Consider the following 13,427-nt stretch of genomic DNA (forward strand, 5'->3'; position numbering starts at 1 on the left):
GGTCAGCGACAGGGTGGGGTTGGGCCGCACGCGGGCCTGGCGCACGCGCGCCTCGGCCGCATCGACCAGGGCGCCGGATTCGGCGGCGGCGGGCGTCTGGTCCAGGCGGGCTAGGAGGTCCGTGTACGAGGGAGCGGGATCGGCGAAGGCCGGCCCTGCCAGCGCACAGGCCAAGACGGCGAGCGCGCAGCCGACCGCAAGGCGCGGCCGACGACGAGGTGTCGAAGACATGTAGGTATTTCCAGAAGTGAAACGGAAAAGGGCGCGCGGAAGCGCTGGCCTTTGCTCAGCCTCGAGGCGGCCGCTTCAGTCCGTTATTCGGGAAAGAGGCCGCGCCATCATTGAGGGGCGCGGCGTGTGTCGTATGACCGGACAGCTCAGCGCTGTCGATTTCGTCTGTCACGTGTCGCTCGCTGGCGGTGTGGTGACAATGACCATGGGAGCAAAGACCCATGTCGCCGCCGCTCCCATTGTGGTCGCCGGCCGAAGGATCGTGATCCAGGCTCTGATGAGCGGCCAGCGGCTCGGGCGCGCAGGCGGCGGCGTCGGTGACGGGAGCGACGAGAAAGGCGGCGATGACCAAGGTCAGCACCGCCGAAATCCTCGCCAAAGTCGCCATCGACCAGACCATAGTTCGGCTAGCTAACGGCCTGAGATCGGGATGGCAATCTGTTATAAAGTCCGCGAAAAACGAGCGTTACGGGCTATTTCGATGGCGACGGAACAATTGTGGGGGGCCTGAGGCGAGCTCCGACCTCTCCGAGGCGCCCAGAAGTCGTTGTCTAACCGGATGTTGCGAACGGATGGATGCGCCCTCACGCGGCGAGCGTCGCCCGTCATCATCGCTTGCCTTGCGGCGGCGATCTCAGGCCCGGATCATGCAAAATGAGGCGCCGAGACGCGAAGACTTGAAGCATAGCGCGACGGTAGCCGGCGAGATCATGTCGCGCCATGCTGTCGCAGACGCCTTGCAGCGACAGTATTCTGTGGCTTTTTGTCGTGTGCGGGTGAAGATGGCTTCCTTGGCGGGCTTGCGTCCCGGTTGACCGATAGAGATTTCGCCTTGTCGCACGGCCCGAAACGCAGGAATCGCCATTCGCCCGAGGCTTTTTCGCGCATCGGAAGAGGGAGGGTTCGAAGCGGAAGGCTGCGTCCTTTCGTCTGGATTCTGGTCGGTCTGGCCATGCTGGTCTGGTCGCTGCTCGCTTGGCTCCTCTACAGCTTCACCGACCCTGTGCTGGCCTGGCTCGCAACCTCTCTCGAACTGGTTGTGAACCAGGGACAAGATGCCGCGAGGACCTTGGGCGGCGCGCCTGCCGGCGACGTTCTGGCGGCGCTGGACACCAGCCGTTGGGCGGGCCAGTTGCTGGGGATGGTCAAGGGCGCCGGCAAGGCCGCTGTTGTCGTTGTCTGGCTGATCGGCCTGCTCATTCTGGCGATTCTGCCGCTCGGCTTGTCCCTGATCGGCCGCTTCTATGTTCGGGGCCGCAGGTGAAATCCGGGTGTGAAGCCGCGGGACTTCAGGCGCCGCGGTCGCTGGCTCAAGCTGTGTCTCCGTGAGGCAGCGTCCGCCCGGCGCCTGATAGCGGCGCAGGTGGAATTCAGGGAGGATCGCCAGCAGATGCTCGATAATGTCGGCCTGAATCTCTTCATCGTCGGTCCAGGCTGATGTGGTGGAGAAGCAATGGATTTCCAGCGGCATGCCCTGCGCGGTCGGTCCGCTACGAATGAAAAGGCCGCAGGGAAGGATTGAGAATCCATAAGATGTCGTTGATCTCAGCCTGAGCGAGGGCGCTGCATCGCGACCATTGGCGTTCAGGGTCGAACACGCCGCTCCGGGCTTGCTCTAAGGCGAAATGGTCGGCTCCGCGGATGGATCGCAGGCATCGCGCCGCTCGCCTCCTTCGCGATGCCTGCCGTCGCCAGTTCCCCGGGTCAGCGATAGACGAGACCGCCATCGGTCAGAATGGCCTGGCCGGTGATGTAGTCGGAATCGTCGCTGGCGAGGAAGGCGACAAGCGCGGCGACGTCTTCGGGTGTCTGCGCGCGGCCCAGCGCGATGCCTTCGACATATTTCTTGTAGGTCTCGCCCTTCGGCGCGCCCGTTAAATCCGAAAAGCGCTCATCGATCTCAACCCACATGTCCGTGCCGACAATGCCGGGGCAATAGGCGTTCACCGTGATGCCGTGAGCGGCGTATTCCTTGGCCGCGGCCTGGGTCAGCGCGCGGACTGCGAACTTGGTCGCGGAATAGACGCCGAGCATGGCGAAGCCGTCATGACCAGCGATCGAGGACGCGCTGATGATCTTGCCTTTGTGTCCGCGGCTCTGGAACTTCTTGGCGGCGGCCTGGATGCCCCAGACGACGCCATCCACATTGATGCGGAAGATGCGGTCGAGATCCTCGGGTTGCACATCGGTCAACGGTTTCACCTGGGCGATGCCGGCGTTGTTGACCATCACGTCGAAGCCGCCGAGCGCCTTCTCGGCATGGTCGACGGCGGCGTAAACCTCGTCGCGGTTGCTGACGTCGGCGACGAAGGTCGTCGCCTTTCTGCCCAGCGCCTCAATCTCCCTGGCCACACGTTCCAGCTTGTCGGCCTTGATGTCGACGAGTGCGAGATTGGCGCCATCCTGCGCCAGACGCAGCGCGATGCCGCGACCGATGCCCTGGCTCGCTCCAGTGACCAGAACGGATTTTTGCTTGACCGTCATGAGCCTTATCCTTTCGATCTGTTACAAAGGGTCTGTGCGGCGAATAGTTTCAGCTTGCGATGGCTCGATGACACCGAAGCATGTTCTCCGCTTTGATCCAGATCTATCGACAGTCAATATGTCGCAGCTGCTCTTTGACCGGAGAGAACATGCGATTTGCTGGGGCGCCGTCGCCGGAGCGGGGGCTAGCCGTCATGGGCTGAGGTAAGAACGCCCTTTAAACGCCACGGTGCGATTGCAGCGTGATCGAAGGCCGAACGGTCATCCAAAATGGGCGAGGGCGGCTCTCCGGGGAAGGTCCGAGCGGTCTTCCGGTTCAGGCGCCTTGTTGGTGCAATATTGTCCCGATAGATGCCGGGTGGGCAGCTTGAGGTGGGGGCTGAGAGGAAATCGCCTTGTCCTGTATCGCCGCTTTCGCCGATCCTCTCACACCGGAAGCCCTCATCGTTGGCGCGGCGCGGTGCTGGCGGGATGCTTCCGATCGTCGTCTCCCTGTCATGCCGGCCCTTTACGCCCGGCTTGAGATACGCGGAGCGGCGCTTCTGGCTCCCGCCATCGCTGCTCTTATGGCGATGTACGAGGCTTGGTCGGGCCAATGCTTCAATGCGGGGGAACAGGCGGCTTCGGCGCTGACTGAGGACGAACGGACCCTGTTGGTTTGTCTGGACGCGGCCGCGCCGCCTGCTTTGCTCAATCCCTTGCGACCCGGGCTTGAAGAACCGCTTCGGATCGCGCTCCGTTCGACACGGATACTCGCACGGGGCGTGTTCGGTCGGGATCTCAGCGGGCCATCAGTCGCGCCCGTGCCGTCCCGGGGCGCCCCGCGATTTTTACATGGCGCCACGGCGTACCGTCCGGCTTCACGGGACTTGTGATCGACTGGATCGCCATTAGGCGCAGTGGAGGGGCGCCGACGCTTTTCGTTATCCGCGCAAGCGCATGCGGGTCAGCGTGGGCCCTCTGCGCTCTTTTGCGATGACCTTTACGTCGGCGGAGCACGAGCCGCGATCCCAAGGCTGGAGGTTGGGATATTGAAGCTAGAGGTCGCGTCGACAGAATATGGTGTTCGGGCGCCGCCGCTTACGTCACCGCACCTTTTTCGCCTCCTTCATCATCATCCAGGCGATGTCTGTGAGTTGATCGCAGGGCAGACGGGTAGACGGGCCGCTGAGGCCCAGGGCGGCGCGGACCTCGCCGTTCTCCCGCCAAGGCACGGCGACGCAGTGAAGATCCGGTTGATGATCTTCGAGATCAAGGGCGAAGCCGATCCGCTCGATCTTGCTGATTCTCGATCGGAGGTTCGGGCCGAGGGCGTCAGGACGGACCACCGATACGCGCTTGTTGAGCCCGCGCATGAAGGCGAGGAAGACAAGGCCGATCGCCGAATCTTCAAGTCGCTCGCGTTCGCCTACGCGGCACGTGGTGCGCAAAGTCCGGTCGGATTCGATCGCGTCGAGATAGTAGGTTTCGTCGCCATTTGGCGCTGCAAGATAGACCGTCTCGCCCGTCTTGCTTGCAATCGCCTCCAAGGCCGGTCGGATGCGAATTCGCAGCGCCTCATTGTCTCCGCCGAGGCGCGCGAGATTCAAGAGGCGGCCGCCCAGGTAATAGCGCGTGTCGCCGATCCGGCGACTGACATAACCTAACCGGTTCAGCGTTTTGAGGATGGGGTGCGCCGTTGTCCTGCTCAGTCCGGCTCGCATGGCGATGAGGTCGAGCGCGGCCGCACCACCCTCGCGCGCGATGATATCGAGGATCGCCGCCGCGCGCTCGATCGGCTGGTTCGAGGAAAGCTCGGCTGGCGGAGCCAGGCTCGTAACATCGGATACTTCCATGACTCATACTTAGCGCGTTTGAGGCCGAGATTGTTCAGAATTGCCGGTCTTCTATCGGGGGCCGTGCCGGCAGTGCTGGCAGGCTCGGCCCCGCAGCGCATGGAGCAGATGAGGCGCTGGGATATCGGTGAGTGATTCGGCGCGAAAACCCGCACGATGATCATGTCGCACCCAACGACGATGTCTGCGTGCTCCTGCTCCTTGCCGAGTGAAGAACGTGGCGAATGATCGACCGTAACCCTGCTCCAAATTACAGGAATTTTTCCGCGACTTCTCGCTTTCCCCAGGGCTCGACGTGCGTGATCTTGTCGGTCTTCGGATAGTAAAATCCGGAGGCATTCAGGTCAGACTTGCCGATCTGGACGCCCACTGAGAATTCCTCTCCATCTCTCACGCGCTTCCTCCTTCTCGGCAGGCTTTCACAACGGCAATCGTGGTGGCGCCGTTATGGAGACAGGACGTATTCTAGGCGATCGATCAGTGCTTTTCGTCGATCGGGAGCCGGCTTGTCCAGATTTTGCTGCTTCCATCGGACGGCGGGGAGATTCCGGGCCTCGGGTATCCCCATGGAATCCCAGTCAGGGTTTCCGCGCCTGAAGCCCAGGAGAAAACGCCGGTGCTCTTCTGACATCTCGCCGACCATTGCCGTGATGATCGCTTCGCGGGCGGCTTCCAGATCGGTCAGTTCGACCGGTTTCGTCGTCATGCCGACAAATCCCCGCTCGAACTCTTCCGTCAGCGGTTTACGGCCCGGAACAAGGATTTCCGCGATGGGCCGATTATGGCTGACGACATAGACCAGAAAGGCCCGGCGCAGCTCGTCGCTGATTCCGTCCTTGGCCAGGAGATCGCGCACATCGAAGAGGTCGCGAGGGTGCTGGCGATCAAGCGCTGCGACGATCTTGCCGGCATAGAGATCCGCTGACGATACGACCTGCATCTCGGCATAGCCGAACATATCCTCGACGATCGGAACGACGGCTGTGATGACGGGGGCGTAGACCGTGCCGCGAAGCACGAGATGTTCGACCACTTCCTGCGCGAGTTCATGACGGCGATTATGGCTGCGACGAAGCTGTGCGATCTTCATGACCATCCTTTCCCGGAGCCGATCCCGGCTCTTCTGACGTGGCGTCAGCGGCTGATGGAAAGGAGGAGCTGAGACAGCGATGCCAGGGAGCCGATGAGCAGCCCGGCGCCGAGCGCGACGACGCCGAACAACAGCACCGGCCACGCGATCCGCCATCCCAGGCTCAGCCGGTTCCATGGCTTGCCTTTGACGGCGAAGGGTCTTGGAGGAACGATCGCCTTCCACCCTTCGCGAGGACCGTTCTCGTCAGGGCGGTCGCCGTCGGTCCATCCCGAATCCGTCGTCCCTACGCTTTGGGGGGTGCCGTTCTCATGGTCCCGAAGCAGATAGGCCGCCGACAGACTGTCGGAGACGCCCAGCTTTGCGCGCGCGCTCTTGAGATGATCGTGGATGGTGTAGATGGAGAGGTTCAGCGATCTCGCAATGTCCTTCGGTCGCATCGGCTGGACAAGCAATCGAAGGATTTCGCGCTCCCTTTCTGTCAGAGTCTCAACGCCCATGCAGATGAGATAAGACTTAAGGTGCGATTATAACAGCATATCCGACAAGAATGGGTGCGATTGTCTGAAGGGATGTGTCGTGCTGGCGTCGGTCTGCTGAAGATCGTTTCTCGGGGTCTTCAGCAGCCTCCCGTCGCGGAGCGCGTAGTGTCGAGCGGTTCCGTCCTGGCGCGCCATTCCCGCCGCAGGCTCGAAGGCTGGGTTCCGAGGAAGCGCTTGAAGTGCGTCGACATATGGGCGTGGCTCGGGAAGCGCAGCTCGTGGGCGATGTCTGAAATCGTCCGATCGGTGGTGACAAGATATTCGACCGCGCGATCGAGTCGCCTCCGAAGGAGAAACCGATAGGGCGGCATTCCCGTGGCGGCTTTGAAGCACGCGCTGAAATGATTGGCGCTCAGGCCGGCGACCTTGGCGAGGCTGCCGAGGGTGATGTCGTCGGAAATGTTCGTATCGATATAGTCTAGGACCCGGCTGAGCCGCCGCGGATCGAGGCCGCCCTTGGCCGGGCGCTCGGCGCCCAGCGGCCGACTATAGTTCCGAAAGAGATGGACGAGCAGCAGCGTCGCGGCCGCCTGGACGACGAGTCCGCCCGAGGGTGAGGACTGATCGAGTTCGCGTCGCAGCCGATGGCCGACGGCTTCGATCTCCAGATCACGCACGCCGATGACGGTTTCGATGTCGGCGTCCGTCTTGCCGCCGAAAGCGCTTCCGACCTGCTCGACCAGGGCGCGGTCGAACGCCATGACGAGAATGCGCTGGTGGCCCGTCCATCGCTGATAGAAGGGCCGATTTCCCGCGTTGATATGGATGCCGCCGGCGCGGACCTCGGTTTGCTCGAGACGGCCGCTGTCAGGTCGACGCCATTCGAACAGGAAGGGAGCGCCTTCGTGGATCACGGCGGTCATCTGCGGCGCACCGAGCTGGCAGCCCGGGTTGGGCGCAAGCGTGCCCTGGGCGATATGGAAGCCGTCGAAGCTCAGTCCTTGACGGACCTCGAACAAGGGCGGGGGATCGTCCGCGAAATCGATCAGAACTGGTCGTCTCGGAACCATGGCGTTTATCCCGCCCAGCCGGGACCGCGCGTACCGCGGCCGCGTCGCGGCGGCGGAATCGCCTTGCCAGCGAGCTGGGCGTCATTCGCGAAACGGATTGATCCCTTCATCGGGCCAGCCGACCTCCCTGCGAGCCTCGCTTATCCATCTGAAACTAACGACTAACAGGACTATATTTTCAATACCGATGGTAGCAATCGGGAAGGGCGCTCAGCACCGCTGATAATCCCGAAGCGGGAAGATCATCTCCGTTTGGCATGGCGATCACCCGCCCAAGCTTCCCGAAACGGGCGCGATTGTTGTGCGCGGGGTGCGCAGGCGGTGCGCGACGCGACCCGCGCAGCCGACAAACCACAAAGTCCGCAAGGATTCCGGTCGCCGTTCGTCTGAGGTAGGATCAGGAGGCGCGGTGGTCCGCGCGTTGGTGTCCGCCCGCATGGTCGACGACCCCACATTGAAAGCGTGGTTCGCCCAGCAGATTTTTCCGCTGGAGGCGACGCTCATGCGTTTCTTGCGGCGACACTGGCGTCAGCGGGGCGAAGCCGAGGACCTGCGCCAGGAGATATTCATGAAGGTCTATGAAGCGGCGGCCGCCGAGCTTCCGCTGCATCCGCGAGCGTTCCTGTTCGCGACCGCGCGAAACCATCTGGCCGATCGCGCACGGCGGGAGCGCATCGTCTCCTTCGACCTCATGGCGGACCTTGATGCGCTGGGCCTCAGCGACGACCTCCCGACGCCGGAACGCGATGTCGTCGCGCGCGATGAACTTCGGCGGATGCAGAGCGCGGTCGAGCGATTACCGCCCCGGCTGCGCGAGGTTGTGAAACTGCGTCGTATCGAAGATCTCAGCGCGCGCGAGGCCGCCGAACGAATGAATGTGACGGTGACGACGGTGAATGAACAACTCGCCCGCGCCATTCGCTTGCTGGCCGACGGATGGAATGGCGGCGCGCGCACGACGCGGGCGGGCGATCGCCGTCGGGAGGCGCGACTGTGATGACTCGGCGCGAAGAGATCGAGAACGAGGCGGCGCTGTGGGTGGCGCGGCGCGCGGACGCCGAGACCCGAGAGGCCGAGGCGGACGCTTTCGCCGCGTGGATTGCGGCGTCGCCCGACCATAAGCTCGCCTATTGGCGGCTTGAGCAGGTCTGGGAAGAGGTGGACCGACTGAAGGCTCTGCGCAAGCCCGGGACCCGTCCCGCGCGCTCTAGCTCGCCCCGCCTGTGGTGGATCGTCGGTCTGGCGGCCCTGCTGATAACCGGCGTCTTCGTCGGCGCCCGCGAGATGTCCGGCCACCGGTTCGAGCATCGCGAGAATGTCGAGACGGCGAGCGGCGAGCGCCGCCTGATCTCGCTCGCGGACGGCAGCGCCGTGGAGTTGAATACCGCGACGAAACTGCGCGCTGACGTGTCGCGCGAAGCCCGCGAGGTATGGCTGGAGCAAGGTGAGGCCTATTTCGAGGTCGCGCACGATCCTGGGCGCCCCTTCGTCGTTCATGCGGGGGCGCGCACCATCACCGTTCTCGGGACGCGGTTCAGCGTGCGCCGCGACGGCGACAGGGTGACTGTGGCGGTGCGCGACGGGCGGGTGAAAGTCGCTTCCGAAGGCGCGGGCGCCGCGCCGCCGCCGGCACTGCTGACGCGCGGCGAGATGATCGTCGCCGACGGTCCGTCCATCTTCGTCGCACCGCCGTCGGAAGAGAAGGTCGAAAAGGCGCTGAGCTGGCGGGCGGGGCTGATCACGCTCGACCAGGCGACGCTCGCCGAAGCCGCCGCCGAGTTCAACCGCTATAACGCCAAGCCCATCGTCGTCGCGCCGGACGCCGCCGACCTGCGGATTTCGGGCGCGTTCGAGGCCCGCAACACGGCCGCGTTCGGCCGTCTTCTGCGAGAGGGCATGGGTCTTCAGGTCGACGACGGCAAAGATCGGATGATGATCTCGCGCTGATACGAGCGACGTTCCAAGGGGACGCGCTACCCGTTCCCGCGGCATCCAGGACTGCTGGCGGCTCAAGAAGGGCTTATCGATCCCGCCTCTCGGAAGGCGCGCCGTGCGGGACCATATTTCACCCTTGAAGAATGCTATCACAATGCCTAAAATGATAGCATCGCTGGCGTCCATAGGAGTTTTGCTATCATGGCTGCTGTCACCATTCGCAATCTCTCGGAGGAGACCCATCGCGCCCTCAAGCTGCGGGCCGCCAGTCATGGCCGTAGCGCAGAAGCCGAAATCCGCGACATTCTTGAGAGGGCTGTTCGGCCCGCCAAACGCGTCCGTCTGGGGTCGGCGATGGCTGCGGCCGGGCGGCAGGCAGGCGTCACCAACGCTGATGTGGAAGCGCTCGAACAGCATCGCGATCGCAAGCCCGCGTCCCCGATGAGCTTCGAATGATCCTGCTCGACACCAACGTCATCTCCGAGACGATGAGGCCGGAACCCCATCCCGACGTCGTCAGATGGCTCGATGAACAAGCCGCCGAAACCCTATACCTTTCCAGCGTCACGGTTGCGGAAATGCTGTTCGGAATCGGTGTGCTGCCGGCGGGACGTCGCAAGGACAGGCTCGCGGCGGCTGTCGACGGGATCGTCGCTCTCTTTGGCGACCGCATCCTTGCCTTTGACCTCGTAGCGGCCCGCCATCACGCAGCGCTTGCGGTCAAGGCGCGCACGGCGGGCAAGGGCTTTCCGACGCCAGATGGGTATATTGCGGCCATCGCTGCTGCCCACGGTTTTGCTGTCGCCACACGCGACGTCAGCGCGTTCGCCGCCGCGGGTCTGCCTGTCATGAATCCCTGGGCGTCACCCAACTGAACGATCGATGTCGCCGGGATCGCGCTGGGACGTCGTCCCTGCGGCCCGGTTCCGGCTCCCCATGACCGCTGGCAGGAGACGAACAGTCTCGCGGTTTGCTGGGCAGGCGCAGAGATCGAGCCGAAAAATTCTCCGAACCCGTCGCAAGGTTCTTGCCTGCAAATCGTCTGAATTCCTGAAGCCGACATAACGGCTCGGAGGGGACGACATGAAGAGACTCGCGATTCTGCGCGGGGCCTTGGCGGGCGGCGTATGCGCCTTGGCATTGGCGACGGCCGCGCATGCCCAGGCGCCGCGCCCATTCGATCTGCCGGCTGGCGATCTGAGCGTCACGCTCGAAGCCTATATCCGCCAGTCCGGCGCTCAGCTCATCTACCAGCCCAGCGATGTTCGCGGCCGTCGCAGCGCGCGGGTGTCGGGCTCGCTGACGCCCGAAGAGGCGCTCGACCGCCTGCTTGCCGGGACGGGTCTTCGCGTCGCGCGGGATTCGACGGGGGCCATGATGATCGTTCGCCCCCAGCCCGGCACGGCCGGGGAGGGCGCGACCGGCGACGCGACCCAGGTCGGTGACATCGTGGTTACGGGCAGCCGCATAAGGGGAGCCCTTCCGACGGCTCCAGTGCGTCTCGTTACCAGAGAGGAGATCGACCGATCAGGATTTGGGCAAACCGGTGAGATCGTCCGAAGCCTGCCAGAGAACTTCTCAGGCGGCCAGAACCCCGGTGTGCTTGGCGCAACCGCTGGAAACATCAACAACACTAACCAATCGAATGCCTCCACGGTGAACCTGCGTGGGCTTGGCACGGACGCAACTCTGGTCTTGGTGAACGGACGCCGCCTGTCCGGGGATTTTCTCTACCAGGGTGCTGACATTTCCGGCATTCCGCTTTCCGCGATCGACCGGATCGAAGTTGTGACCGACGGGTCGTCTGCGGTTTATGGATCCGACGCCGTTGCTGGCGTAGTCAATTTTATCTTACGCCGGGATTTCGACGGCGTGGAACTCGCCGGTCGGTTCGGCGGCGCGACCAACGGCGGCGGCTTTCAGCAGACCTATACCGCGCTTGGCGGCGTGTCTCGCGACAGCTGGCACGTGCTGGCGAATGCGGAATACTCGAAGCAAGACGCGATCAAGGCGTCTGACCGCGACTTCACGGATGAGATGCCACCCGATGTCGACCTGTTGCGGGCGGAGGAGCGCACCTCCTTTTATTCGAGTCTCGGCGCCGACATAACAAGCCGCATTTCGGCGACGCTTGATGTGCTCGCGAGCGAACGGAGGGCGACGAGCATTTCGCAATCGACGCTGGCCGCGCCACAGTATCAAGTCGACGTGACGACGCCGGCTTATAGTGTCGGCGGGTCGGTTGATTTTACGCTCAGTGACACATGGAAACTCACAACGACAGGCGTTCATTCCTCCAGTGAAAGCAAGTTTTGGCAGGTATCTCCAGCTATCCGAAGCAATACTCACCTGGAGAACTCGACACAGTATTTCGAGATCACGGCCGAAGGCGTTGCGCTCAGTTTGCCAGGAGGTGACCTACGCGTTGCCGTAGGGGGCGGATACCGTGACGAAATCTTCGATCAGGGCAGCGAGACAAGCGCGACCGTAGTCAGTGGGTCGCGCAACGTGAGCTACCTCTTCGGCGAACTTTATGCGCCGCTGATCTCTCCATCCGCGACTCGCGTGGGCCTCAATGAACTGGCGGTCAGTATGTCGGCCCGTGTCGAAGACTACAGCGACTTCGGATCGACAACGAACCCGAAAGTCGGCTTGCGGTATGTCCCAATTCCTCAACTATCGCTGCGAGGGACGTGGGGAAAGTCATTCAAGGCGCCATCGTTCACGCAGATGATCAGCGGTCAGCCGATCTCACTCTATAATGCTAGCACGTTTGGGTGGACCGGCGGGGGAACAGCGCTTTGGGTAACAGGCAGCAATCCCAATCTGCGGCCAGAGGAATCAACATCCTGGACGCTCGGTGGCGAGTATCGACCCTGGCAGACAAGCGACGCCACATTCTCCGCGACCTATTTCGACATCGACTATACTGATCGAGTGATCGTTCCGATCTCGCCATCGTCGCGGGCCTTGGTCGACGCGCAATTCGCGCCGTTCATCCAACGAAATCCCACGCCGGAGGAGCAGGCCGCCGTGATCGCGGCGGGCACAAGCTTCAGGAACTCGACGACCACTCCTTACGACCCGTCGAATGTCGTCGCCATTCTCTTCAACAATTATGCGAACGCCACATCCCAGAAGATTAGCGGGGTCGACCTATCCTACCGCCAGTCGTTTGAGCTGCCTTTGGGGGAGGTCTCTGCGTTCGCGAATATGACTTGGACGGAGGTGGTCCAACAGACCATCCCAGGCACCCCGGAAGCCACCAAATCGGGCACAATTGGGAACGTACCTGATCTCCGAGCCCGCGCGGGACTGACCTGGTCGAAAGGCGGGCTCTCGGCAACGGGAACGATCAACCATGTGTCTGACAGCACCGATACGGGGGTGGTCCCTGCCGTGGGGATCGGATCTTGGACGACATTCGATGCAAATGTCTCGTACACGTTCCAGCAGAGCGACGGCCCTCTCTCCGGCGTTCAGATCGCCTTGTCGGCGATAAATCTGTTCGATCGAGCCCCCCCTACGCCGCCAGTCCGTCGCGTCTACAGCAGGGTCTCTATTTCGATTCCACAACCGCATCCGCAGTTGGTCGGTTCGTAGCGCTCAATATCCGCAAGCGCTTCTAGGCAAAGGAAGCGGGCAGTCGTGATCACGAGACGATCGCTGCTCGCCCCATCTATTTCGAGGTGTTAATGTCGCGCTTCAATCGGTTCGCCTGTCTCGCCGCCGCTTCAGTGGTAGTGGCCAGCGACGCGAACGCACAGACTATTCCTTCCCCAACGATGCTGGTCGAAATCGGGGATATCAGCAATCCGGTCATCTCACCGGACGGTGGGCGTGTTGCGTTTCGGGTCGAGCGAGCCTCAATCGAGCGCAATTCATACACTTCCGGCTGGTATGTCGCGTCTCTTCGAACGCAGACCGGGGCGGTATCGGTAGGTGACGGAGGGGAGCCGCTACGCGACTCGTCCGGCTATTCGATCGGCGACACGCCCCAATGGTCGCCCGACTCTATCTGGATCTATTACCGCGCCCTGCTGAACGGAGAGGTTCAGGTTTGGCGCGCTGCGGCCGACGGAAGCCGTGTGGAGCAGGTCACCAGCGACGAAGCGGACGTCGATGCTTTCCAACTCAGCCGAGACGGGCGACGGCTCCTGTATTCCGTCGGCGCGACTCGTCGAGAGATTTCAGCGGCAGAAGAGAAGGAGTACGACGCTGGCATTCTAATCGACGGGACGGTGCCTGTGGATCGGCGTGGAAAAGGGACCCCGTTAGCGGTGTGATCGGCGTCGAATAA

Annotated in this window: 13 protein-coding genes and 1 pseudogene; 6 read left to right on the forward strand and 8 right to left on the reverse strand. The window is 62.8% G+C overall.

Annotated features, from left to right (window positions below):
• The 8 genes and pseudogenes from RT567_RS07635 to RT567_RS07670 all read right to left on the reverse strand — a co-directional run.
• Nucleotides 1-231 (reverse strand): annotated as a pseudogene (locus RT567_RS07635) (TolC family protein); the annotation flags it as partial.
• Between the two features lie 55 nt (nt 232-286).
• Entirely contained in the window at nt 287-592 is a 306-nt protein-coding gene (locus RT567_RS07640) for a hypothetical protein (protein WP_233126665.1), read from the reverse strand.
• Nucleotides 593-865: 273 nt separating this feature from the next.
• Nucleotides 866-1,702, reverse strand: coding sequence for a hypothetical protein (locus RT567_RS07645; RefSeq protein WP_313575511.1), 837 nt, complete (start codon nt 1,700-1,702; stop codon nt 866-868).
• Nucleotides 1,703-1,935: 233 nt separating this feature from the next.
• On the reverse strand, nt 1,936-2,715 hold the full coding sequence (locus tag RT567_RS07650; protein ID WP_003165199.1) for an acetoin reductase: 780 nt from the start codon (nt 2,713-2,715) through the stop codon (nt 1,936-1,938).
• A 1,085-nt stretch (nt 2,716-3,800) separates the two neighbouring features.
• Nucleotides 3,801-4,550, reverse strand: coding sequence for an IclR family transcriptional regulator (locus RT567_RS07655; protein WP_003165198.1), 750 nt, complete (start codon nt 4,548-4,550; stop codon nt 3,801-3,803).
• A 445-nt stretch (nt 4,551-4,995) separates the two neighbouring features.
• Entirely contained in the window at nt 4,996-5,640 is a 645-nt protein-coding gene (locus RT567_RS07660; protein ID WP_198935244.1) for a nucleotidyl transferase AbiEii/AbiGii toxin family protein, read from the reverse strand.
• Nucleotides 5,641-5,684: 44 nt separating this feature from the next.
• Nucleotides 5,685-6,140, reverse strand: coding sequence for a response regulator transcription factor (locus RT567_RS07665; RefSeq protein WP_003169270.1), 456 nt, complete (start codon nt 6,138-6,140; stop codon nt 5,685-5,687).
• A 119-nt stretch (nt 6,141-6,259) separates the two neighbouring features.
• On the reverse strand, nt 6,260-7,192 hold the full coding sequence (locus RT567_RS07670) for a helix-turn-helix domain-containing protein (RefSeq protein ID WP_003165193.1): 933 nt from the start codon (nt 7,190-7,192) through the stop codon (nt 6,260-6,262).
• A 436-nt stretch (nt 7,193-7,628) separates the two neighbouring features.
• Between RT567_RS07670 and RT567_RS07675 the strand changes: the two genes are divergently transcribed.
• The 6 genes from RT567_RS07675 (at nt 7,629) to RT567_RS07700 (ending at nt 13,413) form a co-directional block, all read left to right on the forward strand.
• Nucleotides 7,629-8,189 (forward strand): RNA polymerase sigma factor, encoded by a 561-nt coding sequence (locus RT567_RS07675; protein WP_003165192.1) that lies wholly within the window; start codon nt 7,629-7,631, stop codon nt 8,187-8,189.
• Nucleotides 8,189-9,139, forward strand: coding sequence for a FecR family protein (locus tag RT567_RS07680; RefSeq protein ID WP_040345555.1), 951 nt, complete (start codon nt 8,189-8,191; stop codon nt 9,137-9,139). The genes RT567_RS07675 and RT567_RS07680 overlap by 1 nt, the downstream gene beginning before the upstream one ends.
• Nucleotides 9,140-9,328: 189 nt before the next feature.
• Nucleotides 9,329-9,583, forward strand: coding sequence for a FitA-like ribbon-helix-helix domain-containing protein (locus tag RT567_RS07685; RefSeq protein WP_003165190.1), 255 nt, complete (start codon nt 9,329-9,331; stop codon nt 9,581-9,583).
• Nucleotides 9,580-10,002 (forward strand): type II toxin-antitoxin system VapC family toxin, encoded by a 423-nt coding sequence (locus RT567_RS07690; RefSeq protein ID WP_003165189.1) that lies wholly within the window; start codon nt 9,580-9,582, stop codon nt 10,000-10,002. The genes RT567_RS07685 and RT567_RS07690 overlap by 4 nt, the downstream gene beginning before the upstream one ends.
• Nucleotides 10,003-10,210: 208 nt before the next feature.
• Complete coding sequence (locus RT567_RS07695) at nt 10,211-12,730, forward strand: TonB-dependent receptor (protein ID WP_313575515.1); 2,520 nt, start codon at nt 10,211-10,213, stop codon at nt 12,728-12,730.
• A gap of 92 nt (nt 12,731-12,822) precedes the next feature.
• Nucleotides 12,823-13,413: a hypothetical protein gene (locus tag RT567_RS07700; RefSeq protein WP_313575517.1), complete on the forward strand. Its 591-nt coding sequence runs from the start codon at nt 12,823-12,825 to the stop codon at nt 13,411-13,413.
• Nucleotides 13,414-13,427: the final 14 nt, after the last annotated feature.

Origin of the sequence: Brevundimonas sp. (assembly GCF_032107865.1) — a bacterium.
In the GTDB taxonomy this organism is placed as follows: domain Bacteria; phylum Pseudomonadota; class Alphaproteobacteria; order Caulobacterales; family Caulobacteraceae; genus Brevundimonas.